The organism is Robbsia sp. KACC 23696, assembly GCF_039852015.1.
GTDB lineage: Bacteria > Pseudomonadota > Gammaproteobacteria > Burkholderiales > Burkholderiaceae > Robbsia.
On the sequence record NZ_CP156626.1, the window covers coordinates 2,016,433 to 2,042,589 of the forward strand.

The window sequence follows — 26,157 nt, forward strand, 5'->3', positions numbered from 1 at the left end:
GTTTGTCGAAAAGGAGCGTTTTCCATGTCGCAATCCCCCATCCTCACGTTGAACGATGGTATCCAGATTCCGCAAGTCGGCCTGGGCGTCTGGCAACTCGACGATGCGCAGACCGAGGCTGCCTGCCTGGCCGCCTTTGACGCCGGCTATCGGCATATCGATACGGCGAAGATGTACAACAACGAAGAAGCGGTCGGCCGCGCGCTGAAGCGTACATCGGTGCCGCGCGACGAGATCTTCATCACGACCAAGCTGGCCAATGCGGATCAGGGTTACGATTCGACCTTGAAGGCGTTCGACGCCAGCATGAAGCGACTCGGTCTGGAAAAGCTGGATCTCTATCTAATCCATTGGGCCGCACCGAAGCAGCTGAAGTACAAAGACACGTGGCGCGCTTTCGTGCGGCTGAAGGAAGAAGGCCGCGTCCGCTCGATCGGCGTTTGCAATTTCAACCAGTCGCATCTGGACGACATCATCGCGGATAGCGGCGTTGCACCGTCGGTGAATCAGATCGAGATTCATCCGGACTTCAACCAGCAAACGCTGCTGGAATTCTGTCAGTCGCGCAAGATCCGTACGGAAGCGTGGAGCCCGCTGGGCCAGGGTGGCGAATTGCTGAAGGCGCCGCTCTTCAAGCAATTGGCGCAGAAGCATGGCAAGGAACCGGTGCAGGTGATCCTTCGCTGGCATATCCAGGCAGGCCACGTCGTGATCCCGCGCTCGAAGAACCCCGAGCGCATCAAATCGAACTTCGATATCTTCGATTTCACGCTCGACGATGCCGATATGAAAGCGATCGCATCGATGCCGCAAACAGGCCGACTCGGCCCGGATCCGGAAACGTTCGGCAATCCGTAAGTGCGCGGCGCGTGAGCGGGTAGATCACTTTCTTCCCGCTCGCGCTAAACGGACTCCAAACGTCTATCTATCCCCTTCCCCGACTAGCGCGCGTCCACGCGCGGCTCACGCCCTGCCGTCACACCTTCCGCGGCCGGTACCCCATCGGGATGCGGCGTCGTCCGCTTTTTCCCCAGCAAACGGCGCACGAGGGCAATCGCCGGCTTCTCGATCAGGAACCACGACCCCGCGGCAATGATCGTCGTGATCGCCAGGGAGATCAGCAAACCTAACAGATTGTCCTGCTGCGGGAAATAGGACGCCACCACTTGCTGCACAAAGAAGCCGTAGATATAGAGCCCGTACGAGATGTCCCAATCCGGGCGCAATGCCTTGAATTGCGGCAAGGCCGAAAACACCATCAGGCCGTAGATAAAAGTCACATACAGCAAGGGGTTCGCCCAGGCGTGTCCGCGCGAGAACGCGTACGCGATACACAGGACGATCGCCACATCACCCCGCAAGACAATCTTGTCGCGATAGTGATACGCGACGAAACCGGCGATAAAGAACGGCACGGGATGGGCTGAAAAATCACCCGGCTTATCGGTGAGATCCTTGATGATGGTGCCGATGACCGGCAGATGCGTATGCACGTGGAACATCGCGAGCCACACCGCGACCGCGAGAACCGCGCCGATCAGCACACGTGCCTTGCCGCGCGACAGCGTCAATACCCCCAACACTGCGACCATCACATAACACATCACCTCGACAGGCAAAGTCCACAACGACGAATTGACGCCGTGGAAGACATTGTCTTCGAACAAGCCTGGCAGACGCGTTCGCAAGCCCGAGAACAACACGATATTGCGCGTCAGGAAACCAACCGTCATCTTATCGTGCAGATAGGCGGACCATGGCAGCGACGACAGCAAAGGCCCCGCCACCAGGGTGATCAGGCCGACGCAGACGATCAAAGCCGGCCAGATCCGACCGATACGCAATGCCGCATAAGACCCCAAGGCGTCTTGCCGCTCCCAGCTCTGGCTGATCAGAATGCCGCTCAAGAAGAAAAACGCGTACACGGCCAAGCTACCGCTATAGTCGTGCCCCGTCAGCGTGTGCAGCGGATCCACGCGGCTCATAGCCGGCTGGAGGATGAAGGAATGGCCGAACATCACCAGTACGGCCGCAACCAGGCGGACAATACCGAAATTGTTATCGTGGCCGCGCAAGGTATCGGCAAGCGTGCGTCGGGATGACAGCACACGATTGGCATTGCGGGATGAATCACCCTCGATCGGGCGGGTTGTCGACATCGAACGTCTCCGTCTGGATACGAGCCAAGAGAACGGGAGCCGGCACGGCAGCTTCCCCGGAAGGCCGCATAGCGCCGCACGGACCGGCGCCCCGCATCGATGCGATGTCGAGGAGCGAACCGAGGCGGACCTTCTACGCGTTATTCATAATAGCCAGCCTTTGCGATATGCACAGCGGCAAGATAGGGGCATTGACGCAGCAAGGCTTGTTTTCTGTCTGAAACAAGATCGCTTCGGAAAGCTGATAGCGTCCGAAGACACACGCTATATTCTCTAAATAACCTTTGTGTAAAGGCAGATATATCTATTACCAACGAAAGCGACAACGATGCCACGCCCAGAAATTCGGGCTTTCAAACGACCGTAAACAACGTCGTGTAAAAGTCGTAACGAAATCTATGTTTTAGCGATCGGATGGCCGAAGCGACGCCGCGCGACAAAACAACTGCCGCGAAAGGTTCGGACAAATCAGACGACGGCGCAGAGCCAATCCATCGGGACGTCAAGCAAGGTCGAGAGGCGGCGGACCTGGCGGATGGTCGGCACGGTGACGCCGGCGCGCCAGAATTGCAGATGCTGAACCGCGACGCCCAATTGGCGCGCGATATGCGTCGACGACAACTTCTTGCGCTTCAGCGTCATATCGAGGCGGATCGAGAATTTCCGACGGATCGTCTCGTCCTCGAGGCGATCCTGGATCACGGCATCCAATGGTTTGTGCAGCAACATGAATCAGTTTCCTAGACCGGACGACGCCAGTCTAGTGCGCAGTGATGATGCTGATATGACGGCGCGAAGGCAGAAAAGTTGCAGCGCGCGATGAAACGGCATGACACGCGATATAAATAAATATTTCAGCGATCGTTTCGGCGGAATGCCCAGTAGCCGCCCACGGCGGTGAAGGTGGCCACCAACAGCACCAACAGCCAGAAACCGTGTTTATTTTCCGACAACGGTATGCCGCCCACATTCATCCCAAAAAACCCGGCGACGATATTGATCGGCAGTGCGAGGACCGTCACCATCGTAAGGGTGAACAGGGTGCGGTTGCTCTGCTCGTCCCGGCGCACCGAAATGTCTTCTTGAATCAAACGAATCCGCTCGATCAAGCCGGCCAGATCGCCGAGCACCAGCGAGAACTCTTCGGTCGATTCGCGCAGATCCTGCACGTCCTCGTGTTGCAACCAACCGGGCGGCCGTGCCAGCAGTCGGAACAGCGAGCCGGGTTCGGGCGCGAGGGTTCGCTGCAGCCGCACCAGAATCCGACGCAATCCCCCCAGATCCTGCCGGAAGGAAAACGGCCGCTGGGACAGCAGTTGATCCTCGATGCCATCGACATCGGCGCTGGTGTCGCGGACGATCTTCGCCATCAGGTCGGCCTGGTCGCGCAGCAGATGCACCAGCAGCTCGGCAGGCGTGCGAAACCGTTCGCCCGCCATCACGCTGGCCCGCAGGCGGTCCACCGAGCGCAGCGGCTTGACGCGCAGCGTCACCATCATCCGGCGATGCGTGTAGACCCAGAGCGTCGCGATCTCGGTCGGCTTTTGTTCGAAGCTGAACGTGACATCGTTGACCACCGCCAGCAGGGAACCGTCCTGCTGTTCGATCCGGGTCGAACGGGAGCCTTCCTGCAACGCCTCGAAAAACGCCTCGGGCAGATCCAGATGCTCCTCGATCCAGCGCCGGCTATTCGTATGCGCCAGATGGAAATGCAACCAGACGAAATCCTTACCCGGCGGCCCGGGACGCGGTTTCGCCTGCGACTCCTCGCTCGCGTAGTAGTCGGCGAGCCAGGCCAGTGCCTCGGCCGCATCGATCGGCTGGGCGGCAAGCCCTTCCTCGTCGGCATCGTGGTGATGCAGGAAGGCCGGCCCTTGTAGCGGACTGCCCGGCTGCCCGGCTGGGGGCAGCAAGGCGCTGACGGACGCGTGCAGCTGGCTCGCGTCGCCGCGCGCCGCGCGCACCGAGGCCGTTTCCTGCTGCGGGTGCTCGGTGAACAGAAAACCGCAAACGAGACCGTTGTCGTCGGCTCCGTAACGCATCGTCGACGGATCAAATGTCATCAGGCATCAAACTGTCAGAGGGTGAGAATCCGAGTGCGGCCAAAACGGGGACTGCGGCGGCGCCGGCGCCTGATGCGGCTGTATCAGAAAAAAGCCGGACGCATCCCGTTTTGCCTCTTGTTTCGCCACCGCGGCCAGCGCCGTCAGCGACGCGATATCATACAGCCCCGCACGCGCTTCTATCACTCCGGCCGCCAATTTCACGAAACCATGGAAGCGGCGCTGCCCGAAACGGTCCTGCGCCTCGATCCCTCCCGCCCGCCTTTCGTCGTCGGTATAGAGCTGGACGACCTGCCGGTTGAACGTCGCGATCGCGTCCATCAGCCGCGGCCGCCAATCCAGGCTCTGGAAAAATATCAGAAAATCGTCGCCGCCCACGTGACCGAGAAAGTCGCGACGGGCGTCGCAAGCGTTCGACAGGATCGCCGCCGTTAAGCGCAGCACCTCGTCGCCCTGCCAATACCCGTGCTGATCGTTATAGGATTTGAACTCGTTCAAGTCGCAATAGCAGGCGTAGAACGGCGCGCGCCCGTCGATCAGACGGCGCATATGCGCCTCGATCGGAATATTGCCCGGCAATTGGGTCAGCGGATTCGCATAGCGCGCCGCCTCGATACGCACATCGGTCACCGCCCGCATCAGATCTTCAGCCGTCCCCAAACCGCGATAGACGCCCTGCTCGACAATGATAAAGCCGTCCGACAAATAGCCGGTGTCGCGCGAACTGAGCCGCAAGGCCAGCGAATCGATGTCTACGTCCGCCTCCACGATCAGCGGCGTGGGATTGGCATGGGTCATGCACGGCTTGCGGCCGAACAACTCGCGATGAAAGGGTACGGCGTAGGCATCGACGAAATGACGTCGATTGATTAACGCGAGCGGCGTACTGTCTTCCACGACCGGGATCGCGTGCAGATCCGGATGGGCGCTGAACAGCGCGAAGACTTCGTCATTGCGCGTTTGCGGGCCCACGCTCGGGGCATCGCGGAGCAATTGCCCCGCGGTCGCCCGCGCGGTGGCGCGCGTCGCCATGTCGGGAAACACCGTGATCGCGCGGTTACGTAGCACCTGCATCGCCACCGAGGCGATCTCGCGCGGCGGCTGCGGCGCCGGCCGGGCCAAGGCAAACCCCTGCCCCATCTCGATACCGAGATCGCGACAGACGATCAGGTCGTCCGCCGTCTCGATCCCTTCGGCGATCACCGTCGTGCCGGCTTTTTGCGCGAGCCGGTGCACCGAACGCAAGGCCTCGAAACGCAGCGGATGCGTGCCGCTGCCCCGCACCAGCGAGGCATCGATTTTCAGGAATTCCGGTTCCAGCGCGACCCACAGGCTCAGCGTTGCATGCCCGGTGCCGTAATCGTCCAGCGCGATGCGTGCCCCGGTTTCGCGGATCGCGCGGCAGGCCAGCGCCAGCGAATCCACCGAGCCCAGCGTGTTGCGTTCGGTCAACTCGAAAACCAGGCGCTCCGGAACGATGCCGCAACGGGCCAGAATATCGAACACCGCCCGGCGGTGCCGGGCGAGTTGCCGCAGCGCATCGGCGCTGAGATTGACGAAAAGCAAGGCGTTCGCACTGTTCGAGGCGACGTTCGAATCGGCGGCCGCACCCCACCCCAGCGAACGATAGCGCTCCACCGCGCGGCACGCCGCCGCACGCTCCAGGAACACGCGACAGCCTTCGCGCTCCGCCATCTCGAAAAGCCGTCCGGCGCTATCGGTCGGCAGATCGGCCAACGCACTAGAGAGCGACCATGCGGCAGCGGGGACGGTTGGCGCAGTGAGGGCGGTGGGGATTTTCGGGGCTGCCGCAGCGGTGCCTGCGGGCGGGATGACGGCATGCGCGCCGGAGGCGGCCCGCGCGACACGCGCGAACGCTTCGTGCGCAACCACTTCCCCGGTTTTCAGCGACACGATCGGTTGAAACACCGAGCGCAACGCATCCCGGCGGATCAGGGCGGCAATCGTGGCGATCATCTTTGCTTCTTGTCTCTGCTGACAGCGACGGCGCGGGATACGACCGTGGTATCGCATCTTATCGATGTCATGTGTCAGTCATTTGACAGTCGCACCCGCGTCATCTGCCTGTCATGAAGTGCGGCTTAAAACGGACAGCGGCGAAGCGCACGCGTCACGAAAGCGTCATCGAGCCGATGCAGAATAAGCGTCGTGTAAACGTTTCCACGATGCACCTCGTCGCGAACAAAAAACGAGACGCGCCGCGGACCGATCATTCGATCGCGGCACGAAACGATCAACCGGCCTTTTTGAGAAAACCCGTGTCCCCACCCCGTGCGTCCGCGACGCCGCAAGCCACACCGCCCACCAAGGACGCATCGTCCCGGCGCATGAGCAGCACGATCAAGGATGTCGCGTTGCTGGCCCGCTGCTCGATCGCCACCGTGTCACGCGCTTTGAATACGCCTGACAAGGTCGATCCCGTCACCTTGGCCGCGGTGCGCGCGGCCATCGAGGCCAGCGATTATCGTCCGAGTGCGCTCGGGCGAATGCTGCGCGCGGAGCACAGCCAGGTCATCGGCGTCGTGGTGCCGACGATTGCGAATCCGGTGTTCGGCGAGACGGTCCAGGGCATCGACGAATTGGCTTCGGCCGCCGGGTATCGGCTCATGCTGATGACCACCGAATATCAGACCGATCGCGAACGCGCCGCCATCGATACGCTGCGCGCGCATCGTGTCGACGGGCTGATCGTCACCGTCGCCGATGCCGATGCGAACGAAGCGCTCGACGCCCTCGACCGCGCGGGCCTGCCCTATGTACTCGCGCATAACGATGCGCCGGCGCACAGCCAAAGGCGCAGCGTCGCCGTCGACAATTTCAGTGCGGCGCGCGAAGCGGTGGGCGAAATGATCGCGCGCGGCCATACCCGAATTCGGATGCTGGCCGGCACGCTGAGCGCGTCCGATCGGGCGCGACAACGCGTTGCCGGGTACGAAGCGGCCATGCAAGCGGCGGGGCTGTCCGCGGAGCCGGTTATCGAGATCGACTTCCTTTCCGATCATCTGTCGGACGCGGTCTTCGATGCGCTCGCCGCCACCGGCACCACCGGCTTGTTCTGCAGCAACGATCGCCTCGCGCTTGTCGCCGTGACGTCGCTCGAAAGCCAGGGGCTGCTCGTGCCGCGCGATATGTCGGTGGTCGGTTTCGATGGCTTGACGCTCGGCAAGCTGCTGATGCCGCGCCTGGCCAGCGTCTGCGTCCCGAACCGTGAGATCGGACGGCGCGCGTGGGCGTCCCTGCGCGATGCGATTCGCGGTGCGCGCACGAAGCCAGAGGCCGCCCGCATCGATCCCGATGCGCCGGCTTCCGGCGACGCCGCGGCGTCCCGTTTCGATGCAGTCCATGAACGCCTGGCGCATGAAATCCGTCTCGGCGGGACCTTGGGTTCCGCCTCGCCCCTGTCACGCAACCCGCTTCATTCATTCAACCACAAGAGAAAACCGACGTGATGATGCCCTCCCTTTCGTCCATCGCTCGCACGATCATCGCCGGTCGGCCGCGTTCGGCGTCCCGCCACGCACGACGTCTGGCCTTGCGGGCCGTCGCCGGCGCCATCACCGCGCTGACGCTGTTCGGTGCCGCCAGCGGCAGCGCGCACGCCCAGGGCGAACAGACCGCCATCTGCTACAACTGTCCGCCCGAGTGGGCCGATTGGGCCGGTCAGATCGCCGCGATCAAAGCGGCCACCGGCATCCGCGTGCCGTTCGACGACAAGAACTCGGGGCAGGCCATCGCGCAGATGATGGCGGAGCACAAGAGCCCCGTGAACGACGTCGTCTATCTCGGTATCTCCTCCGCCTTTCAGGCAAAGGACAAGGGCCTGTTGGCCGCCTACAAACCGCCGCATTGGGATGAGATTCCCGCCGACGAGAAAGATCCGCAAGGCACGTGGTTCGCCATTCACTCGGGCACCATCGGTCTGATGGTGAACAAGGATGCGCTGGACGGCAAGCCGGTGCCGCAGTCCTGGGCCGATTTGCTGAAGCCGGAATACAAGGGCATGGTCGGCTATCTCGATCCGTCGAGCGCCTTCGTCGGCTATGCCGGCGCGATCGCCGTCAATCAGGCACTGGGCGGATCGCTCGCTAACTTCCAACCGGGGCTGGACTGGTTCAAGCGGCTGCAAGCGAATGCGCCGATCGTGCCGAAGCAGACCGCCTATGCCCGCGTCCTCTCCGGTGAAATCCCGATCCTGATCGATTACGACTTCGACGCCTATCGCGCCCGTTACAAGGACCAGGCCAACGTCGCCTTCGTCATCCCGAAAGAAGGCACGATCTCGGTTCCCTATGTCATGGGCCTGACGGCCGGCGCGCCGCACGAGGCCAACGGCAAGAAAGTACTGGACTTCGTCCTCTCGGACGCTGGTCAGGCGAAGTGGGCCGCCGCCTACCTGCGCCCGGTACGCAATGTGCCGATGCCGAAGGAGATCGCCGCCCGCTTTCTGCCGGCCAGCGACTACGCACGGGCGCAGACCGTCGACTACCGCGCGCTGGCGGCCCAGCAACAGGCCTTCGGTCAGGCGTATTTGAAAATCGCGCATTAAGCCGAGCGACATGTCAGAGTCCACTTTTCCCCTCCCTTTGCGCGGCGCCCTGCTCGCGCCGGCCCTCACCTTCTTCGCGGCGTTCTGGCTGCTGCCGGTCGTCTTGCTGCTGCGTATCAGCGCGGACGGCCATCCGCTGACCGCATATTGGGCCATCCTCAGCAATGCGAACTATATGCGCAGCCTATTGAACACGGTCGTGCTGTCGCTCGCGGTCACCGCGGTCAGCCTCGTGCTCGCGACGGTATCGGGCCTGTTCCTCGCACGTCGTACGTTTCCGCTGAAGTCGCTGCTGATGGCGTTGCTCGGCTTCCCCCTGATTTTCCCGGGGGTCGTGGTAGGCTTTCTCGTCATCATGCTCGCCGGCCGCCAGGGACTGATCGGCGCGCTCTCGCTGCGCTTGACCGGCGACAAGTGGATCTTCGCGTATTCGATGGGTGGGCTCTTTCTCGCCTATCTCTATTTCTCCATCCCGCGCGTCTTGATATCGGTGGTCGCCGCGGCCAGCAAACTGGACCCTTCGCTGGTCGAAGCGGCACGCGCACTGGGCGCATCGCCGTGGCAAGTGGCGCGTGACGTCTTGTTGCCGGCCTTGCAGCCGGTATTGGTCGCCAGCGGCGCGCTGTGCTTCGCCACGTCGATGGGCGCTTTCGGTACCGCGTTCACGCTCGGCACCGATATCGATGTCCTGCCGATGACGATCTACACCGCCTTCACCTTGAACGCCGACATGGCCGGCGCCGCCGCCTTGTCCATCATGCTCGGCGTCATCACCTGGCTGACGCTGGCCCTCTCGCGGCGCTTCGGCGCCGCCAATGTCGCGGTGGCAGCATGAACGATACCCATCTCGAAAATAGCGCGAATGCGCCCCGGAATGCGCCGCACAATGCGGCGCGGCCGAGTGGCCGCCAGCGTCGCGGACTGGACGCGGCACGCATCGGCACCATCGTGCAGGGCATCGTGACGGCGTGCATCGTCCTGTTTCTGATCGTGCCGGTGATCATGTCGATGCTCGCGGGCGTCACTGTCAACTACTTTCGCGGCTTGTCCAGCGGATTGACGCTGCGCTGGGTCGCTCAGGTATGGGATCTGTATGCCGGGTCGATTTTCGCCTCGCTGTACGTGGCGCTCGCCACCTTGGCGATTACGATCGTGATCGGCGTACCGGCCGCCTATGCGCTGTCGCGCAGCAGCCACCGCCTGGCCCGCTGGGTCGACGAATTGCTGATCCTGCCGGTCGCCCTCCCGGGATTGGCCTCGGCGCTGGCCTTGTTATCGCTTTACGGCGGCTTCGGCGCCTTCCGTCAAAGCTATGCCTTCATCGTCGTCGGTCATGTGATCTTTACCTTGCCCTTCATGACGCGGTCGGTCGCGGCCATTTGCGCCAGCGCGGACATTCGCACCTTGGAGGAAGGCGCCGCCAGCCTAGGCGCCGGCTTCCTGCGGCGCTTCTTCACCGTCGTGCTACCGAATATCCAGCCCGGCATCGTCGCCGGTGCGGTCGCGGTCGTCACCTTGTCGCTGGGCGAATTCAATCTGACCTGGATGCTGCATACGCCGGATACGAAAACGCTGCCGGTCGGACTCGCCGACACCTATGCATCGATGCGCATCGAGATCGGCAGCGCCTACACCTTGGTTTTCCTGATTCTCGCGATGCCGCTCCTCCTCGCAATCCAGTGGTTCGCACCCGACGCCGTCGCCAAGCGCGCCAAGACACGCGCCGCGCGCATCGCGCGGGACCTTCCCTGATGAACGCTGCTCTCATGTCCGACTCCGCCATCCCCTCCCGCGCCGCACGCGCAGGCATCCCATCGATCGCGCTGCCCCGCGTCGCCATCACCTTGTCGCGTTGCGCCAAGACCTTTCATGGTCAGCAGGTGCTCGCACCGCTGGATCTCCACATCGCGGCCGGCGAAACGCTCGTGTTGCTGGGACCGTCCGGTTGCGGCAAGACCACGACCTTGCGCATGATCGCCGGACTGGAACGTCCCGATGCGGGGGGCCGCGTGCTGTTCGACGGGGAGGACGTCACCGCCTTGCCCATCGAGAAACGCCAGGTCGGCATGGTCTTCCAAAGTTATGCGCTGTTTCCGAACATGTCGGTCCGCGACAATGTCGGCTATGGCTTGCGTGTACAGCAGTCGCGTGGCGCGCCGGACCTCGACGGCCAAGCGCTGACGCGCGATCGCATTCGCGCGCGCGTGGACCGTCTGCTGCACCTGATGGAACTCGGCGCGCACGCCGAAAAACGCATCGACGCGCTGTCCGGCGGCCAACGCCAGCGCGTCGCGCTGGCACGGGCACTGGCGCCGCAACCGCGCGTGCTGTTGCTGGACGAACCGCTCACGGCGCTGGACGCGCGACTACGCGACATCTTGCGCACCGAGATGAACCAGTTGCTGCGCACGCTCGGCGTGACGACGGTCTATGTCACCCATGACCAAGGCGAGGCGATGGCCTTGGGCGATCGCATCGTCGTGATGAGTGCCGGACGGGTCGAACAGGTCGACACGCCGCGTGAGATCTACTATCGCCCGGCCAGCCGACACGTGGCCGAATTCGTCGGCACGATGAACCGCGTCGGCGGTCTCGTGCGCGACGGTCATCTGCAGGTGGGGCGTGCACGCCTGCCCCTCGCCGGCGGCGCACCCGCGGCGTCGGAACGCATGCACGAAGCCTTCTTTCGTCCGGAAGACGCCTCCCTTTGCTTTGCCGACGACGCCGACCTCCACGGTACGGTGCGCAGCATCACCTTTCTCGGCGACCGGACACGGCTGATTCTCGATGCGGTGTCCGACGCGCGCGACGCGGCCGACACGCAAGGCCCGGCCGATGGCGGGGCGCACGCGACGCCGCTGACCTTGGACGTCCCCGGACGCACGGCCTTGACGCAAGGCGAGCGGGTCTCGCTGCGCCTGCACGAAAACGCATTAATGGTATTGGAAAAGGAACCCTCGTGATGACGATGCAACAGACCACGACGCATGACGTCACCGCCAACGCCGCGCAGCAAGGCGTGGCTTCCGCCGCCCCCTCGCACGATCCGCGTCTGCCCGCGCACGCGCCCTTCTACTTCGTACAACTGACTGATTTGCATATTCGCGCACCGGGCGTGCTGGCCTATCGGAAAGTCGATACGGCCGTTTATTTGCGACAAGCCGTGGCGCACGTGCTGTCGTTGGACCCGGCGCCGGCGGCGGTGGTGGTGACCGGCGATCTCGTCGATAAAGGGAGCGTCGAGGAATATATGCATCTGCAGGCGCTGCTCGCGCCTTTACCGATGCCGATCTATATGCTGGTCGGCAATCACGACGGCCGGGAGGGACTGCGCGCCGTGTTCGATGCGCCCTATCTGCGCGAGGGCGGCGCGTTCGTGCAATACACCGCCGATATCGGCGGCAACGACGGCAGCGATGGCAAACCGACATGCTCGCCGGTGCGGCTGATCGCGCTCGATACGCTCGAACCGGGGCGCAGCGGCGGCTTTCTGTGCGCGCAACGCCTCGACTGGTTCGAAGCGGCCTTGGAAGACGCGCGCGGCTTGCCGGTGGTCGTGGCTTTGCATCATCCGCCGTTCGCCACCGGCATCGGCCATATGGATGAAGCGCTGCTCGACGCGGCGAGCAGCGCGCGACTTGCCGAAATCGTCGCGCGCCATCCCAATGTCGAGCGCATCATCGCCGGGCATTTGCATCGGGAGATCCACGCACGATTCGGCGGCACCATCGTTTCCACCGCCGGGTCCACCGCGCATCAGGTCTGCCTGGACTTACGCGACGACGCACCGTCGGCCTTCACGATGGAACCGCCGACGGCGGTCATTCATCGCTGGCAACCGGCGCCAGGGCTGCCCGCCGATCCCCGCAGCGGCCTCGGCGGCGGCCTGGTCTCGCATCTGAGCTATCTCGCGACATACGATGGCCCTTACCCCTTCCATGAACCAGATGGTGGCTTGATCGATCGCTAAGCCGTCCGCGACGGATACTGCATCGCTACAGCAGTTCCGGCGTCAACGCCCGCGTACGATACAGCCCCGCGCTCGGCAGAAACGTCTCCAAAAGCCGCCGCAGATCCGGCAACGGGGAATCCGATAGATCGATGCGCAGATCCAACCACGGAAACGGGTCGGCCGCGACGACCACCAGCGCGGCGGACTGAAGCGGGCGGCCCTCGCCGCCGGCCGCCTCCCCGGCTTCCAGTGCCGCCATCAGTCGCTGCGCCAGACACTTTTCGTCGCTCCCGCCAAACGCGTCGATCATCGCCTGCACCACGCCCGCTTGATGCAGGATATTGCCGATCGCCACGCATCCGTCACCATGGGCCTCGGCGACGACAGGACGATTACTGGCTCCGGTGAAACTCGCCGTCCTGCCCTGCGCGTCGATCGCCGCCATCTGTCGCCATTCATGCGCAGGCGATGAAGCCACCAGCGCGGCAATCGCCTCGGTACTCGAACACCCGGAGCGCATCAAGTCGAGCCCGCGCGGCCCGAGTCGCGGGTCTGTCCGATGTTGCGTCAATACCCCGCCCAGTCCCGCGGAAAGGAATGGCACACGCGCGCCGACGCAGGGGCTCGACGTGGTCACGACCGCGCCAAATTCGCCGGTGCGGCGGCAATGTCCGAGAAGCGAAAATGTCATATCGGCCTGATCCGCTGTGGCAGCCTGTTCGCTGCGATAGAAAAACACAGCATAGCCGATGCCGGGGCCTGCCTCGTATAGGCCAAATTTACCCGGCCATAGCGCAGACGCATGGTTGATGCGCGGCCCATTTGCATGCGATCGGGTCGCGACGGCACAACGGCACAACGGCCATCCATGCCTTCTCGCTATGGAAGGTCTATTTTGGCCTATTTCATCAATGGGCCGAAGGTTGGTATCGTCTTTCGATCGGCGGCGAAACACGTCAGCCCGTTCCCGCTCCCGCTCCCGATACCGGCCTCGACCGTCGCGCCTTCCTTACCTGGATGACCACCATGCATCGCGTCCCGCTTCGCGCCGCCAATATGGCGCCCCCGGCGCCCCTCTATCCCTGGCCCGACACCGCGAATGGCCGATCCCAGAGCGCGCTTTTTCTGGCGGTCGACGTCGATGCCGAATCGGCCTGGACCGCAAAGGATCCGAAGCACTACGAGCGGCTGGTGACGATGTCATACGGCGGCTACGAGGCGCGCGTCGGCGTCCCGAAGATGCTCGAATTATTTCGAGATCTGGAACTGAAGGCGACGTTCTTCATTACCGGTTGGTCGGTCGAAGCGCATCCCGCGATGGCGGAGGCGATCGTCAAAGACGGCCATGAAATCGCGCATCACGGTTTCGATCATCTGATGCCGGACCCGGGGTCGCCGCATATCGTCGAAGAAGTCGACCGTGGCCTGGAAACATTGAAACGGCGGCTGGGCGTCGTGCCCAAAGGCTATCGCGCACCGTCAGGCGAAAGTTGCGAGGAACTTCGTGTCTTGTTGAAGGAGCGCGGCTTCCTGTATTCCAGTTCCTGGCGCGACGACGTGCGCCCCTACCGCCATGTGCTCGAAGACGGCAACAAGGGCGTGATCGAACTGCCGGCCACGATGACCTTCGACGACTGGATGTATGGGCTGACGCATCGTTACAGCCCGCGCTCGATGTTTCCGCGAGAACACGTCCTCTCGATCTGGAATGACGAACTGGAAGAAACGCGCGCCTGGGGCGGCTTGATCACCACCGTGCTCCACCCGCAGGTCAGCGGACGCGCGATGCGCATCAAGATCCTGCGTGAGTTTTTACAAGGGGCGCAGGAATACGGCGACGTCTGGATCGCGACCGGCGAGAAAATCGCCGCGCATTTTACTGCTTGTGAAGCCGCCGATCCCGCGGCGCAATAACATTACGCGACCGGCACGAAACGCGGCGCCGACGCGATCGACATCAACGACGGAGTCGTCTCCCAGTGAATCATCCCGTGCAACACCGCTACGCCGAGGCCGAATGGGAGACGCGCTGCGATCTGGCAGCCTTATATCGATTGATCGCCCATTTCGGCATGACCGATCTGATCGAAACGCACATCACCGCGCGCGTTCCCGGCAGTCCGGGACATTTCCTGATCAACCGCTACGGTCTGCTGTTCGATGAAATGAAAGCATCGGATCTGGTGAAAATCGATGCGAACGGACAGGTCGTCGAAACCGACCTGGACGTCGATGCCCAGCGCGTCAATGTCGCCGGCTTCGTCATTCATTCCGCCGTGCATGCGGCACGCGACGATATGCACTGGGTGATCCACACGCATAGCGCCGCGGGATGCGGCGTCTCCGCGCAAGAGGCCGGTCTGCTTCCGATCAGCCAGCACGCCTTGCGCTTCTACCAGCGCATCGCCTATCACGACTATGAAGGGATCGCACTCGACGAAGACGAGCGCGCGCGCCTGGTGGCCGACCTGGGCAGGCATAAAACGATGATGCTGCGCAATCATGGCGTTCTGGTGGGCGCCTCCACCGTTGCCGAAGCGTTCAGCCTGGCGTTCTATCTCGAAAATGCCTGCAAAATCCAGATTGCCGCCCTGGCCGGCAATACGCCGCTGCGTATCCCGAGCGCCGCCGTTTGCGAGAGAACGGCGCAGCAATTCGAATCGCCCGGCGAAATTTCGGCGATGCTACTCTCATGGAAGGCCGCCTTGCGTCTGATCGCTTCGCGCTCCCACGACTACCGCAGCTGACACACCCCAGAGGGATTATGCGCCGTAACCGTCACATCATTTCGTCAGCCTTTGCCGGACTCTCATTGATCGCGGCGATGCTGTCATCCGCCCAGGCGGCAGGCGTACCGGCAACGGTCAACGTCGCGGTGGTACCAAATTATCCGCCTTTCGAATTCAAGGATCCGGCGACCAGCGATTTGCGCGGCGTCGACATCGATCTGGGGGATGCGCTCGCCAAACGCATGGGCGTGAAAATCGCCTGGCAGGAGACGAGTTTCGATACGATGATGAGTGCCTTGCAGACGGCGCGTGTCGACATGATTCTGTCCGGCATGACCGACGTGCCGGCACGACGCGATACGGCCGACTTTGTCGACTATATCAAAACCGGTCCGCAGTTCTACACGCTGAAAGCGAATAGCGCGAGCCTCCCGTCGATGGCATCGTTGTGCGGCAAGCGTGTCGGTTCCAGCCGTCGCACCACGTTTCCGGCCAACATCCAGGCCTGGAGCAGCGCCCATTGCGAAGCGGCGGGCAAACCCGCCATCACCGTGGTCGGCACCGACGGCTCGGCCGATGCCCGACTGCAGCTGAAGCAAGGGCGGCTCGATGCGGGCGTGCAAGGCGGCGAAACCTTGCCTTATCAGAACAGCATCGAGAACAATGCCTATGTCGGTATCGGCAAGCCGTTTCTCGATCAGTACACCGGCATCGCGGTCTTGAAAACGAATACCGCGCTGCGCGATGCCTTGGTCAAGGCCTTCACGTCGATGGTCGCCGATGGCAGCTACAAGGCGATCCTCGCCAAATGGGGCTTGCAGGAACACGCGCTCGACAAAGTCGTGATCAATTCGCAGGACTGAATCGCGCCCTCAGCGCACGCCACCGTCGGTCAAGCGATACCACGCCACCGCGGCCGCCAGATAGACACGCCGCAGCGCATGAAACGGAAAGGGCCGAATGGGCGTGGGCGCGAACGGCAAGACGGCGGGGTTGCGCGTCAGAATCGACTCGGCCAGCGCCTGCCCCATGCGCGTTTGCAAACCGACGCCCCGCCCTTGGCAACCGATATCGATCGTCAAGCCCGGCGCCGGCGTATGGATATGCGGCAGGAAATCCTGCGTGATCGCGACATGCCCGCACCATCGATGCGCGATCGCGACGCCCTCGGTTTGCGGGAACAGCTTGCGCACCACGTTATCGAGATGCGCCCAACTGCGCGGCGCGCGCGGATCCGGCTCGGCAAACGTACCGCGCCCGCCCATCAGCAATCGACCCGCGTGGTCCAGACGGAAATACAGCAGCAGGTTGCGCGCATCGGACGACACCTGTCCCTCCGGCAAGATCGTCGATCGAATCGCCGGCGGCAACGGTTCGGTCGCGATCTGGAAGGAATTGGCATCGATAATGGTTTTTTGCAGATGCGGCCATAAACCATCGGTATAGCCATTGGTCGCCAACACCACTTGCTCGGCGCACACCTCGGAACCGGCCGCCGTTTTCAGCGTCCAGCCACCCCGTTCGGGCGCGAGCGATGTTACCGCCGAGCCCGTGTGAATCGACACGCCACGCTGTTGCGCCGCTTTCGCGAGGCCATAGGCGAAGCTGAGCGGTTGAATGCCGCCGCCGCGCGGATCCAGCCAGCCGCCCAGGTAGGCATCGGTTCCCAACAAGGCCGATACGGCGGTCTTGTCGAGCATGCGGGCCGCCACTCCCTGGGCACGCCAGTCACGCACGCGCCGCTCGGCAAGTTGCAAGGCCGCGGCGGTATGCGCGCCTTGGATCCAGCCGCGGCGAACGTGCGGCACGTCCATCGCGTACTTTTCGATCAGGTCGAAAACGGTGTCCGCCGTACCGCCGACGAAATCGATCACCTTTTGACCTTGTTCCGCCCCGAACTTCGCGACGATCTCGCTCGGGTCGTATTTGATCCCTGGAATCACCTGGCCGCCATTGCGCCCGGAGCCCCCGAACCCAATCTCCCGCGCATCGAGCACGACGACGCGCGCGCCCGCTTCGGCAAGATGCAAGGCTGTGCTCAGCCCGCAAAACCCGGCGCCGACGATCGCCACGTCGGCACGCAGCGACGCCTGCAGGACGTGCGTCTCGGGTGCCGCGCCGGCCGTCGCCGCCCATAGGCTGTGCGACAAAGGGTAGTACGGTCGAACCATGATGCGCCTTAAGAAGGACGAAGCACGCGACGCAGGAAGTCTTGCGTGCGCGGATGTTGCGGACGGCCCAGTACCTCGGCGGACGGTCCTTGCTCGACGATGACGCCGCCATCGATGAACAGCACACGGTCGGCCACTTCGCGCGCGAACTGCATCTCGTGCGTGACGACGACCATCGTCATGCCCGTTTCGGCGAGCGTACGCATCACGTCGAGGACATCGCCGACCAACTCGGGATCGAGCGCCGATGTCGGCTCATCGAAAAGAATCGCCTTGGGACGCATCGACAAGGCGCGCGCGATAGCGACGCGTTGCTGTTGCCCGCCGGACAGCGCCGGCGGATAGGCGCTAGCCTTATGCTGCATGCCGACGCTTTCCAACAGCGACATCGCATGCGCGATCGTCGCGGCCTTGTCCTCGCGTTTGACGAAGCGCGGCCCTTCGGTCACGTTCTCCAGCACGGTGCGATGCGGGAACAGATTGAAGCGCTGGAACACCATCGCCACTTCGCCGCGAATCTCTCGAATGGAACGATGGCCCGGCTGCACCGCCTTGCCATCGATCAGAATCTCGCCGGCATTGTGCTTCTCGAGTCCGTTGATGCAGCGCAGGATCGTCGATTTGCCCGATCCCGACGGGCCGACGATGCAAACCACTTCGCCTTTTTCGATCGAGGCATCGATGCCGTTCAGGACCCGATGTTCGCCGTACGATTTACACAATCCGCGGATCTCGATCATCGCTTTGCTCGCTTTTCGTAATGGCGCACGATCAGGATCAAGGGCACGCACATCACGAGATACATCAACGCGACCAAGGTGAACACGGTCGTATTCTGAAACGTCGACGTGGCGATGAGTCGACCTTGCATCGCCAGCTCGGCGACGGTGATCGTCGAGGCCTGCGACGAATCCTTTAATAGCATGATCATCACATTGCCGTAGGAAGGCATCACGACCTTGATCGCTTGCGGCAGGATCGCACGCCGCATCGTCAGCATCCAGCCCATCCCCATCGCCAGCGCCGCTTCCGTTTGCCCCGGATCGATCGCCTCGATGCCGGCGCGGAAATTCTCGGCCTGATAGGCGGAATACGCGATACCGAGGCCGAGGATGGCCGCCTGCACCGCAGAGATCGCGATACCGTAATCCGGCAAGACGAAATACACAAAGAACAGCAGCACCAGGATCGGAACGCCACGCAAGACATTGATGATGCAGGCGCTGATCCGCGACAGCAGCGCGATCCCCGAGACGCGCATGGCGGCCCACACGAGGCCCAGCAGCGTCGACAGCACCAGCGAGCCCAAGGTGACGACGATCGTCAACTTCGCCCCTTGGAGCAAGATCGGCAGGTATTCCCACGCGCGCTGCAGAAAGACACTCATCTTAGCTGTCCATGCCCCACTTCTTTAAAATCGCGGCAATCGTGCCGTCGGCCTTCAGCTTCGTCACGGCCGCATCGATGCGGGCCAGCAAGGCCGGATTGTCTTTATTCGTTGCAAAGCCGAGACTGCCGACGATCGTCGGCTTATACGACGTCACCATCCGCAGATTCGGGAAGCGACCCTGCGACAGCGCATAGCCGGCGATCGGAGCATCGAGCATGCCGACATCGATACGCCCTGCATTGACGTCGCGCATCAGATCGGCGGTCGTGTCGTACAGCCGCACTTCGGAGAACAAACCGCTCTTCTGCAGCGGCGCGACAAATGCCGTGCCCACCTGAACGCCGATACGCTTGCCCTTCAGATCCGCCAAGCTCGTGTAGGCGGTCTTGTCGGCAGTCGGCACGACGACGCCTTCGCCATAGCTATAGACCGGCACCGAAAAATCGACGACTTCCTTGCGTGCCGGCGTGATGAACATGGCCGCCGAGATCATATCGATGCGCTTGGACGTCAACGAGCCGATCAACGCGGAGAACTGCATCGGCTCGATCTTGACCTGAAACCCGGCGTCTTTCGCGACGGCATTGGCGATGTCGACCATGATGCCTTCGATCTGATTAGTCTTCGTATCCAGGAAGGTGAAGGGGCTCCCCGTCGGCGTCGAGCCGACGTTCACGACCGTTTGCGCATGTGCCGTCATACTGGCAGCCAAAGCGATCGTCACGGACATCAGGGCAGCCAGCGCGGCACGTTTCATCTCGAAGCTCCTTGGTTATTGCGTCGATAGCGCTCTGAGAGCATAACGACTCAAAAAGCGTCGAAGAAACTGATTTGACCGCGCGTTTCCGCAGCAAATAGGGCCCACGGTCCGCGCCGCCGCAGATTCTGTTTCGACTTACGCGAGCACCGCCGAGATAAAACCTTGCGTTCTGGGATGTTGTGGCGCGCCCAGAACCTGATCCGGCGTGCCCGTCTCGACGATGGCGCCTTGATCCATGAAGACGACACGATTGGCGACTTCCCGCGCAAAGCCCAGTTCGTGCGTGACCACGATCATCGTCATACCCGTGTGCGCGAGATCGCGCATGACGGCCAGCACCTCTCCCACCAGTTCAGGATCGAGCGCGGAGGTTGGCTCATCGAACAGCATCAACTTGGGATGCATCGCGAGCGCGCGCGCGATCGCCACGCGCTGCTGCTGTCCCCCGGAAAGCTCGACCGGAAACGCATGACACTTATGACCAAGGCCGACGCGTTCCAGCAAGGCCCGCCCCTCTTCTACCGCCTCCGCGCGTTTGCGCTTCAAGACCTGGATCGGCCCCTCCGTCACGTTCTCCAACGCGGTCATATGCGGAAAGAGGTTGAAACGCTGAAACACCATGCCGGTCGCCAGCCGTTGCCGGGCAATCTGCGATTCGGACAACGGATAAAGTTTCCGATCCACGCGACGATAGCCGACCAGTTCGTCGTTGACCCACAGCGCGCCGCCGTCGATCACTTCCAGCTGATTGATACAGCGCAGAAAGGTACTTTTCCCCGATCCGGACGGTCCGATGATCGCAATCACATCCCCGCGCATGACATTCAGATCGATGCCCTTTAGCGCCTTGAATGTCCCATAGTGCTTTTCCACCGCTACTGCTCTGACGATCGTCGACATGCTCTCCCCCTGCCTTACTGCCGTGCCGCAGGACGCCCCGCGCCACGCGCGAGTCGTACTTCGAGGCGTGATTGCAGCACCGACAACACCGACACGATCACCAGATACCAGACCCCGGCCACGATCAGTAATTCGATGACGCGCGCATTGGCGTAATAGATGTTCTCGGCGTTATGCAGCATTTCAGCGTATTGAATGACGCTGGCTAACGATGTGGCCTTTGCCATGCCGATCAATTCGTTGCCGATCGGCGGCACGATCACGCGCAAGGCCTGCGGCAGGATGATGCGGCGCAGCGCCTGCAAGCGCGGCATGCCGATCGCCTTGGCGGCTTCGTACTGGCCGTGGTCGACGGACAGCAATCCGGCGCGAACCACTTCCGACGTGTAGGCGCCTTGATTGATCCCGAGCCCGAGCAACGCCGCGAGGAAGGGCGTCATCACGTCGACGGTCTTGAATTCGAACAGGCCGGGGATGCCCAGATGCGGAAAAACCAAGGCCAGATTGAACCAGAGCAGCAATTGCAGGATGACCGGCGTGCCGCGGAAGAACCACACATAGCCATGGGCCACGCTGCGGGCGATCGGATTCGTCGACAGACGCATGACGGCGACGATCACCCCTAGCACGATGCCCAGCGCCATCGCCAGGATCGTCATCACGATCGTATTTGCAAAGCCGGTCAAAATCGACTTCGCCGTCAGGAACGTCAAGACCGTCGGCCAGTCGATCTGCCCACGCGCGAAGGCGATGCCGATCCACAGCAATATCGCCAGGATCAGCGCCGATGCGATATACCGCCCGTAATAACGACGCTTCACATGCTGGAATTGCGAGATATCGATGAATCCGATGCCCGCTTCGTCGGGTGCCTTGTCTGCCGGCACCGGCATCGCGGCCCTGGCCGTCTTCGCTGCATTCATATCGGTACGTCCTGTCTTGAGCAGGCCGAGGCCTTATTCCGGCCCCTTTACGGCAGGGCCGGCGCCGGTACGTTCGGTGATCAGCGTGTAGTGTTCGGGGCGGCGATGCTTCGCGAAATTGAATACATGCTCACGGAAGGTGTCGCCGAGCGCCAAGTCGATATTGGCGAAGATGACTTCGTCTTCCTCGGTCGAGGACTGCGCTGCAATTTCACCGGAAGGCGCGACGATGACCGACCCGCCGATCATATGAAAACCGTCTTCCGCACCACATTTCGCCGCCGCGCCGATCCACATCGCGTTTTGATACGCGGACGCCTGCAAGGCGATCAGATGCGTATGCATCCGCAGATGCACCGGCTCCTTCCAATGAATATTCCAGGACGGCGTGTTGTATCCCACCAAACCGAGTTCCGCGCCCTGCAAGGACAGCGAGCGCCAACTTTCCGGCCAGCGTCGGTCATTGCAGATGCACATCCCGATAGTCGCACCCATGGCGTCCGCGACGGTAAAGCCCAGGTCGCCCACTTCGAAGAATTTCTTTTCGAGATGCTGGAATGGCGCATCGACCTTGTGATCGCTGTGACCCGGCAAATGGATCTTGCGATATTTCTGCACGATGCGCGCGCCTTTGTCCACGAGGATCGCCGTGTTGAAACGTCGTCCCTCGGGCGTCAGCTCCGCATATCCCAGATAAAAGCCGATTTGCAATTCCCGCGCCAGATCGAACAGCGGCTGCGTCTCCGCATTCGGCATCGCGCGCTCGAAATAGGCGTCGCAGGCCGCCTCCTCACTCATCCAATAGCGCGGAAAAAACGTCGTCAGCGCCAGCTCCGGGAACACGACCAGATCGGCGTTTCGACTCTTGGCTTCGCGCATCATTTCCATCAAGCGCGCGACCGCCGCGCCCCGACTATCGGCGAGATGGAGCGGCCCCATTTGCGCAACCGCCAAACCCATTTTGCGTGAATGCGTCATACCCGACCTATCGTTGAGGTGGAACAGCAGTCGGACCCACGATAGCAATTTATTGTTTATGCGTAAAATAGGTCAAAATACGCAAACCATAGATGACATCTATGGCCGCCCTCTCCAACGAGCCGGGAATGACACAGACACCGATCGATTCGCGCCGCTTGGCGATCAGTCTTCGACAGTTGGAAATCTTCCGCGCGATCATGGTCACCGGCTCGGTCAGCGAGGCGGCACGGATGTTAACGATTGCGCAGCCATCCGTTAGCCGCGTGCTGCAATTGACGGAGGAGCGTGTCGGCTTTCTGCTGTTCGAGCGCGTACGGGGGCGCTTGTCGCCCACGCCGGAGGCCAAGCGCATCTTCGAGGAAGTCGAATCCGCCTATGCCGGGATCCAGCGCGTGGACGATCTGATCCGCGCCTTGCAAGAAGGGCGTAGCGGGAAAGTGAATATCGTCTGCAGCCCGAGCCTGGGCGTCCACATCATTCCGCGGGCCATCGCGCGCTTCAAACGCATCTATCCCGAACTGCCGATTCATTTCGAACCGCTGACGCACAACAATCTGATTCCGCGGCTCCTTTATGGGACGAACTATCTCGGCATCTCGATGTTCGGCGTTACGCATCCGAACCTCGAGGCCGAGCCGCTGGCCGAAGTACCGCTGATGGTCGTTGCGCCGAAGGGCCATTTCGCCGGCATCGAGGAAGTCACCCTGGAATCGATCCGGCATGCGCCGTGGATCGACTATCCCTACGACACGCCGATGGGCATGATCGTCGACAAGGCATTCGGCGGCACGCCGCGACCCACGCCCGAGATCGAAGTCCGCTCGACGATCAGCGCGTGCCAGTTAGCGATGCAAGGCATTGGTGTCGCCATCGTCGATCCGTTCTGCATCGATGACAACCTGCGTGCGCACCTCGATGTGCGGCCGCTGGCGGGCAAGCTCACGATGCGTGCCGAAGCAGTTTATGCCCGCGCCGAGCCGCTCTCGCACGCGGCACGCTCGTTCTTCTCGACGGTCAAGGCCATTCTGGCGCAGGACCAACCCGCGGTCGGCGCCGCGCGCTGAAGGGCAAGCCCGACCGGCGATTTATGGTACAGGCTGATTGTTGATCGTCACTTTGTTCAGCGCACTGGTCGCCGGCAAATTCCATTTGGCCATCAGCTTGCCGACCGTACCGTCATCGATCAACGATTGCAGCGCCACGGCGACGTCCTTGCCCAGCGCCATTTCGTTTTTCGCCACGCCGATGCCCATCGCCGTATATTCGATCGGTGTCCCGATCATCGCCAGCGATGCATCCTGCGCGATGACATACGGCACGGTCAGGCTATCCATCATGACCGCATCGACACGCCCCTGTTTCATCTGCATCCGTGCATCGATGCTGTTTTCCGCCGGCACGTAAATGGCAGCAGGCAAGCCCTGCTTTGCGCAATCGGATGTATTCCACCGTGCCAGCACGGCCGGTGCGCTCGTCATCCGGCTGATGCCGATGCGCTTGCCGCACATCGAGATCGCCGTCTTGTTCGGGCTCGACGCTAAGGTGACGAACTGGGAACCGGAGCGCAAATAATCGACGAAACCGATTTCCTGTTCGCGCTCGGGCGTATCGAACATGCCGTTAAAGAAGATATCGACGCGCCCGGTCTTGGTCGCCGCGATCAGCTCGGAATAGTTGGTTTCGACCCAGGAGAACGGCCGCCCCATCTTCTTCGACAGCGCCTCGCCCAATTCGATATCGAAGCCGGTCAAGGTATTGCTTGCCGGGTCGCGCATGTCCAGCGGCGGATAGCTCGGATACGTTCCTGCCTTGATCGCCTCGGCAGCCTGTGCGGAATGCGCGATGCCGGCAAGACAGACGGAGGACAAGAGTGCCGCGAGGATCTTTTTCATCGATGAGTGCTTGGTCGGGTGGGAAAAGAAAGCCGGCGATTCGCCGCGCCGGCGCGTGAAGACAGCGTCGGAGCGATCGCAGGACAAGGTCGGGCAAGATTGGTGCATGCGCCGGAAATCAGGCATCGAGCCAGGGAAGTTCCGTGCTGGGTTTCCGGATATCCGGATTCTGTTCGAACATCCGCTGCCATACGCGACGGGTGACGACTTCCGCCTCGCGCAGCAGCGCCGGTTCGTCCAGCGTCAAGACCATGCGATCGCGCATCACGAAGGCGCCATCGACGATGACGGAGTGCACGACGCCGGGATGGCCGTAATGGACCAGGTTCGATTGCAGGCGGATCAACGGCCGCATCGCGACCGTGTTCAGATCGATCAGGGTCAGGTCGGCCTTTTTGCCGACTTCGATCGAACCGATCTCGTGCGCCGCGCCCACCGAGCGCGCGCCGGCCAGCGTGGCCGCTTCGATGATATCGTCGGGCGTCGGCGTCACGCCGCCCTCCGCTTCCGGGCCCCCCTCGCGGCCGCGCCCGGTGCGCCAGGCAATCGAGCCGAACGCCATCGCCGCGAACATGTCTTCGCTCATATTGTCGGTACCGAAGGCGACGCTGACGCCCGCTTCCCGAATCGGGCCCAATAACGCCTTGTGCATGCCGCGTCGCGAGATACTGGCCGGCGTGTGCGCCATCTGTACGCCGTGCTCTGCCAATAAAGCGATGTCGGCCCGAGTGCAGAACGTCCAGTGGGCGGCGATCAAATCCGCGCCGAGAAAGCCTTCACGCGCCAGATATTCGGTGGACGTCAGCCCATGGCGCGCGTGCATCGAGGCCACTTCGAGCGGGCTTTGCGAGAGATGGATCGTGCGCGTGAGCCCGTGCTTGTCCGCCAGCGCCTTCAAGCGATGCAGCATCGCCGGAGAACAATTGTCGGGCGCATGGGCCGCCACCTGGCACCGCACGCGATCGCCATGGCTGCCGTGGTATTGCGCAATCAAGGCCTCGGCGCGTTCGAAGAATCGTGCACCGAATTCGGTATCGACGCTGTAGTCGCCATGTCGGATGCGCCGGGTATCGATATCGGCGCACGCTTCCGACACCCAGACGCGCAGGCCGGTTGCCGCCATCGCATCGACATAGCCGGAAACGAAGCGGAAGGGATCGACCAGTGTCGTCGTGCCGCTGCGGATGGCTTCGAGGCAGCCCAACTGCACGATGACCGCGCGTTCTTCAGGCGTCATCGCGTACGAGATCGGCGTCATGTAGCGATAGATGGCATCGCCGGACCAGTCTTCCACGGTACCGCGCAACGCCATCAGCACGGTGTGCGTATGCGCATTGACGAAGCCGGGCATCACCGCCAAACCACGCGCCTCGAATATCGGCAGATGCGCATACTGCTGCGCCATCGCATCCGCCCCGCCGATGCCGACGATACGATTGCCCTCGATGGCGATCGACGTGTGGTCGCTGATCGTGCGCGCGGCATCACCGGCGAGGAGCACGGCATCGTGGATCAAAAGATTCATCTATCACTCGTCAGGTCGGTTCCGGGCCAGCCCTCCGAAAATACCAAGATCCTCCCATACGGTAAAATAGACCAAAATTACCGATCCATAGCGCAAGGGCATGGGTCGGCAAGCGCGCACGCGGGCGCGACCCCGCACGACGGCC

Annotated in this window: 25 protein-coding genes; 11 read left to right on the top strand and 14 right to left on the bottom strand. The window is 62.4% G+C overall.

Going from position 1 to position 26,157, the window contains the following annotated elements:
* The first annotated feature begins 24 nt into the window (after nucleotides 1–24).
* Nucleotides 25–858 carry an aldo/keto reductase gene (locus tag ABEG21_RS08490; RefSeq protein WP_347554236.1) on the top strand — a complete coding sequence of 278 codons (834 nt, stop codon included), beginning with the start codon at nucleotides 25–27 and terminating at the stop codon, nucleotides 856–858.
* An 83-nt stretch (nucleotides 859–941) separates the two neighbouring features.
* On the opposite strand, the gene ABEG21_RS08495 is transcribed toward ABEG21_RS08490, so the two are convergent.
* The 4 genes from ABEG21_RS08495 to ABEG21_RS08510 form a co-directional block, all read right to left on the bottom strand.
* Nucleotides 942–2,159: an acyltransferase gene (locus ABEG21_RS08495; RefSeq protein WP_347554237.1), complete on the bottom strand. Its 1,218-nt coding sequence runs from the start codon at nucleotides 2,157–2,159 to the stop codon at nucleotides 942–944.
* Nucleotides 2,160–2,627: 468 nt separating this feature from the next.
* Entirely contained in the window at nucleotides 2,628–2,888 is a 261-nt protein-coding gene (locus tag ABEG21_RS08500; protein WP_347554238.1) for a helix-turn-helix domain-containing protein, read from the bottom strand.
* 125 nt (nucleotides 2,889–3,013) lie between these two features.
* Nucleotides 3,014–4,222 carry a transporter gene (locus ABEG21_RS08505; protein ID WP_347554239.1) on the bottom strand — a complete coding sequence of 403 codons (1,209 nt, stop codon included), beginning with the start codon at nucleotides 4,220–4,222 and terminating at the stop codon, nucleotides 3,014–3,016.
* A 6-nt stretch (nucleotides 4,223–4,228) separates the two neighbouring features.
* Nucleotides 4,229–6,199 carry an EAL domain-containing protein gene (locus ABEG21_RS08510; protein ID WP_347554240.1) on the bottom strand — a complete coding sequence of 657 codons (1,971 nt, stop codon included), beginning with the start codon at nucleotides 6,197–6,199 and terminating at the stop codon, nucleotides 4,229–4,231.
* A 371-nt stretch (nucleotides 6,200–6,570) separates the two neighbouring features.
* Here ABEG21_RS08510 and ABEG21_RS08515 point away from each other — a divergent pair, with 371 nt between their 5' ends.
* Genes ABEG21_RS08515 through ABEG21_RS08540 form a run of 6 tightly spaced genes read left to right on the top strand, consistent with a single transcriptional unit; the run spans nucleotide 6,571 to nucleotide 12,759 of the window.
* Nucleotides 6,571–7,692, top strand: coding sequence for a substrate-binding domain-containing protein (locus ABEG21_RS08515; RefSeq protein ID WP_347556680.1), 1,122 nt, complete (start codon nucleotides 6,571–6,573; stop codon nucleotides 7,690–7,692).
* Nucleotides 7,692–8,789 (top strand): ABC transporter substrate-binding protein, encoded by a 1,098-nt coding sequence (locus ABEG21_RS08520; protein WP_347554241.1) that lies wholly within the window; start codon nucleotides 7,692–7,694, stop codon nucleotides 8,787–8,789. Before ABEG21_RS08515 ends, ABEG21_RS08520 begins: the two co-directional genes overlap by 1 nt.
* Before the next feature lie 10 nt (nucleotides 8,790–8,799).
* Nucleotides 8,800–9,624, top strand: a complete 825-nt coding sequence (locus tag ABEG21_RS08525) for an ABC transporter permease (protein WP_347554242.1) — start codon at nucleotides 8,800–8,802, stop codon at nucleotides 9,622–9,624.
* Complete coding sequence (locus tag ABEG21_RS08530) at nucleotides 9,621–10,541, top strand: ABC transporter permease subunit (RefSeq protein WP_347554243.1); 921 nt, start codon at nucleotides 9,621–9,623, stop codon at nucleotides 10,539–10,541. The genes ABEG21_RS08525 and ABEG21_RS08530 overlap by 4 nt, the downstream gene beginning before the upstream one ends.
* Nucleotides 10,541–11,752 (top strand): ABC transporter ATP-binding protein, encoded by a 1,212-nt coding sequence (locus tag ABEG21_RS08535; protein WP_347554244.1) that lies wholly within the window; start codon nucleotides 10,541–10,543, stop codon nucleotides 11,750–11,752. The genes ABEG21_RS08530 and ABEG21_RS08535 overlap by 1 nt, the downstream gene beginning before the upstream one ends.
* Nucleotides 11,752–12,759 (top strand): phosphodiesterase, encoded by a 1,008-nt coding sequence (locus tag ABEG21_RS08540; RefSeq protein ID WP_347554245.1) that lies wholly within the window; start codon nucleotides 11,752–11,754, stop codon nucleotides 12,757–12,759. Before ABEG21_RS08535 ends, ABEG21_RS08540 begins: the two co-directional genes overlap by 1 nt.
* A gap of 25 nt (nucleotides 12,760–12,784) precedes the next feature.
* On the opposite strand, the gene ABEG21_RS08545 is transcribed toward ABEG21_RS08540, so the two are convergent.
* Nucleotides 12,785–13,432 (bottom strand): DUF1028 domain-containing protein, encoded by a 648-nt coding sequence (locus ABEG21_RS08545; RefSeq protein ID WP_347554246.1) that lies wholly within the window; start codon nucleotides 13,430–13,432, stop codon nucleotides 12,785–12,787.
* 335 nt (nucleotides 13,433–13,767) lie between these two features.
* Here ABEG21_RS08545 and ABEG21_RS08550 point away from each other — a divergent pair, with 335 nt between their 5' ends.
* The 3 genes from ABEG21_RS08550 (at nucleotide 13,768) to ABEG21_RS08560 (ending at nucleotide 16,333) form a co-directional block, all read left to right on the top strand.
* Nucleotides 13,768–14,655, top strand: coding sequence for a polysaccharide deacetylase (locus tag ABEG21_RS08550; RefSeq protein WP_347554247.1), 888 nt, complete (start codon nucleotides 13,768–13,770; stop codon nucleotides 14,653–14,655).
* 65 nt (nucleotides 14,656–14,720) lie between these two features.
* A complete protein-coding gene (locus ABEG21_RS08555) occupies nucleotides 14,721–15,488 on the top strand; it encodes a class II aldolase/adducin family protein (protein WP_347554248.1) in 768 nt (255 codons plus the stop codon).
* A gap of 77 nt (nucleotides 15,489–15,565) precedes the next feature.
* Complete coding sequence (locus tag ABEG21_RS08560; RefSeq protein WP_347554249.1) at nucleotides 15,566–16,333, top strand: ABC transporter substrate-binding protein; 768 nt, start codon at nucleotides 15,566–15,568, stop codon at nucleotides 16,331–16,333.
* A gap of 9 nt (nucleotides 16,334–16,342) precedes the next feature.
* Here ABEG21_RS08560 and ABEG21_RS08565 read toward each other — a convergent pair whose 3' ends face one another.
* The 7 genes from ABEG21_RS08565 to ABEG21_RS08595 form a co-directional block, all read right to left on the bottom strand.
* The gene (locus ABEG21_RS08565; protein ID WP_347554250.1) at nucleotides 16,343–17,641 is read right to left on the bottom strand and encodes an FAD-binding oxidoreductase; all 1,299 of its coding nucleotides are present in this window, start codon (nucleotides 17,639–17,641) and stop codon (nucleotides 16,343–16,345) included.
* Nucleotides 17,642–17,649: 8 nt separating this feature from the next.
* The gene (locus ABEG21_RS08570; RefSeq protein ID WP_347554251.1) at nucleotides 17,650–18,381 is read right to left on the bottom strand and encodes an amino acid ABC transporter ATP-binding protein; all 732 of its coding nucleotides are present in this window, start codon (nucleotides 18,379–18,381) and stop codon (nucleotides 17,650–17,652) included.
* Nucleotides 18,378–19,028, bottom strand: coding sequence for an amino acid ABC transporter permease (locus tag ABEG21_RS08575; protein ID WP_347554252.1), 651 nt, complete (start codon nucleotides 19,026–19,028; stop codon nucleotides 18,378–18,380). Before ABEG21_RS08575 ends, ABEG21_RS08570 begins: the two co-directional genes overlap by 4 nt.
* Nucleotide 19,029: 1 nt before the next feature.
* Nucleotides 19,030–19,788 carry an ABC transporter substrate-binding protein gene (locus ABEG21_RS08580; RefSeq protein WP_347554253.1) on the bottom strand — a complete coding sequence of 253 codons (759 nt, stop codon included), beginning with the start codon at nucleotides 19,786–19,788 and terminating at the stop codon, nucleotides 19,030–19,032.
* 138 nt (nucleotides 19,789–19,926) lie between these two features.
* Nucleotides 19,927–20,691: an amino acid ABC transporter ATP-binding protein gene (locus ABEG21_RS08585; protein WP_347554254.1), complete on the bottom strand. Its 765-nt coding sequence runs from the start codon at nucleotides 20,689–20,691 to the stop codon at nucleotides 19,927–19,929.
* A 14-nt stretch (nucleotides 20,692–20,705) separates the two neighbouring features.
* Entirely contained in the window at nucleotides 20,706–21,584 is an 879-nt protein-coding gene (locus tag ABEG21_RS08590) for an amino acid ABC transporter permease (RefSeq protein WP_347556681.1), read from the bottom strand.
* A 63-nt stretch (nucleotides 21,585–21,647) separates the two neighbouring features.
* Nucleotides 21,648–22,592: an N-carbamoyl-D-amino-acid hydrolase gene (locus ABEG21_RS08595; RefSeq protein ID WP_347554255.1), complete on the bottom strand. Its 945-nt coding sequence runs from the start codon at nucleotides 22,590–22,592 to the stop codon at nucleotides 21,648–21,650.
* Nucleotides 22,593–22,720: 128 nt separating this feature from the next.
* On the opposite strand from ABEG21_RS08595, the gene ABEG21_RS08600 reads away from it, so the two are divergent.
* Nucleotides 22,721–23,659 (top strand): LysR substrate-binding domain-containing protein, encoded by a 939-nt coding sequence (locus tag ABEG21_RS08600; protein ID WP_347554256.1) that lies wholly within the window; start codon nucleotides 22,721–22,723, stop codon nucleotides 23,657–23,659.
* A gap of 21 nt (nucleotides 23,660–23,680) precedes the next feature.
* Here ABEG21_RS08600 and ABEG21_RS08605 read toward each other — a convergent pair whose 3' ends face one another.
* Together ABEG21_RS08605 and ABEG21_RS08610 are read right to left on the bottom strand one after the other, a co-directional pair.
* Nucleotides 23,681–24,487: an ABC transporter substrate-binding protein gene (locus ABEG21_RS08605; protein WP_347554257.1), complete on the bottom strand. Its 807-nt coding sequence runs from the start codon at nucleotides 24,485–24,487 to the stop codon at nucleotides 23,681–23,683.
* A gap of 118 nt (nucleotides 24,488–24,605) precedes the next feature.
* Nucleotides 24,606–26,012, bottom strand: coding sequence for an amidohydrolase family protein (locus ABEG21_RS08610; RefSeq protein ID WP_347554258.1), 1,407 nt, complete (start codon nucleotides 26,010–26,012; stop codon nucleotides 24,606–24,608).
* Between the last annotated feature and the right edge of the window lie 145 nt (nucleotides 26,013–26,157).

Bases quoted from the DNA above. Each gene is read 5' to 3' on its own strand.
- ABEG21_RS08545 (WP_347554246.1), bottom strand. From the start codon at position 13,432: ATGACATTTTCGCTTCTCGGACATTGCCGCCGCACCGGCGAATTTGGC.
- ABEG21_RS08590 (WP_347556681.1), bottom strand. From the start codon at position 21,584: ATGCCGGTGCCGGCAGACAAGGCACCCGACGAAGCGGGCATCGGATTC.
- ABEG21_RS08535 (WP_347554244.1), top strand. From the start codon at position 10,541: ATGAACGCTGCTCTCATGTCCGACTCCGCCATCCCCTCCCGCGCCGCA.
- ABEG21_RS08540 (WP_347554245.1), top strand. From the start codon at position 11,752: ATGACGATGCAACAGACCACGACGCATGACGTCACCGCCAACGCCGCG.
- ABEG21_RS08510 (WP_347554240.1), bottom strand. From the start codon at position 6,199: ATGATCGCCACGATTGCCGCCCTGATCCGCCGGGATGCGTTGCGCTCG.
- ABEG21_RS08570 (WP_347554251.1), bottom strand. From the start codon at position 18,381: ATGATCGAGATCCGCGGATTGTGTAAATCGTACGGCGAACATCGGGTC.
- ABEG21_RS08610 (WP_347554258.1), bottom strand. From the start codon at position 26,012: ATGAATCTTTTGATCCACGATGCCGTGCTCCTCGCCGGTGATGCCGCG.
- ABEG21_RS08585 (WP_347554254.1), bottom strand. From the start codon at position 20,691: ATGTCGACGATCGTCAGAGCAGTAGCGGTGGAAAAGCACTATGGGACA.
- ABEG21_RS08490 (WP_347554236.1), top strand. From the start codon at position 25: ATGTCGCAATCCCCCATCCTCACGTTGAACGATGGTATCCAGATTCCG.
- ABEG21_RS08565 (WP_347554250.1), bottom strand. From the start codon at position 17,641: ATGGTTCGACCGTACTACCCTTTGTCGCACAGCCTATGGGCGGCGACG.
- ABEG21_RS08575 (WP_347554252.1), bottom strand. From the start codon at position 19,028: ATGAGTGTCTTTCTGCAGCGCGCGTGGGAATACCTGCCGATCTTGCTC.
- ABEG21_RS08495 (WP_347554237.1), bottom strand. From the start codon at position 2,159: ATGTCGACAACCCGCCCGATCGAGGGTGATTCATCCCGCAATGCCAAT.
- ABEG21_RS08505 (WP_347554239.1), bottom strand. From the start codon at position 4,222: ATGACATTTGATCCGTCGACGATGCGTTACGGAGCCGACGACAACGGT.
- ABEG21_RS08530 (WP_347554243.1), top strand. From the start codon at position 9,621: ATGAACGATACCCATCTCGAAAATAGCGCGAATGCGCCCCGGAATGCG.
- ABEG21_RS08520 (WP_347554241.1), top strand. From the start codon at position 7,692: ATGATGCCCTCCCTTTCGTCCATCGCTCGCACGATCATCGCCGGTCGG.
- ABEG21_RS08500 (WP_347554238.1), bottom strand. From the start codon at position 2,888: ATGTTGCTGCACAAACCATTGGATGCCGTGATCCAGGATCGCCTCGAG.
- ABEG21_RS08515 (WP_347556680.1), top strand. From the start codon at position 6,571: ATGAGCAGCACGATCAAGGATGTCGCGTTGCTGGCCCGCTGCTCGATC.
- ABEG21_RS08600 (WP_347554256.1), top strand. From the start codon at position 22,721: ATGACACAGACACCGATCGATTCGCGCCGCTTGGCGATCAGTCTTCGA.
- ABEG21_RS08550 (WP_347554247.1), top strand. From the start codon at position 13,768: ATGCATCGCGTCCCGCTTCGCGCCGCCAATATGGCGCCCCCGGCGCCC.
- ABEG21_RS08580 (WP_347554253.1), bottom strand. From the start codon at position 19,788: ATGAAACGTGCCGCGCTGGCTGCCCTGATGTCCGTGACGATCGCTTTG.
- ABEG21_RS08605 (WP_347554257.1), bottom strand. From the start codon at position 24,487: ATGAAAAAGATCCTCGCGGCACTCTTGTCCTCCGTCTGTCTTGCCGGC.
- ABEG21_RS08525 (WP_347554242.1), top strand. From the start codon at position 8,800: ATGTCAGAGTCCACTTTTCCCCTCCCTTTGCGCGGCGCCCTGCTCGCG.
- ABEG21_RS08595 (WP_347554255.1), bottom strand. From the start codon at position 22,592: ATGACGCATTCACGCAAAATGGGTTTGGCGGTTGCGCAAATGGGGCCG.
- ABEG21_RS08560 (WP_347554249.1), top strand. From the start codon at position 15,566: ATGCTGTCATCCGCCCAGGCGGCAGGCGTACCGGCAACGGTCAACGTC.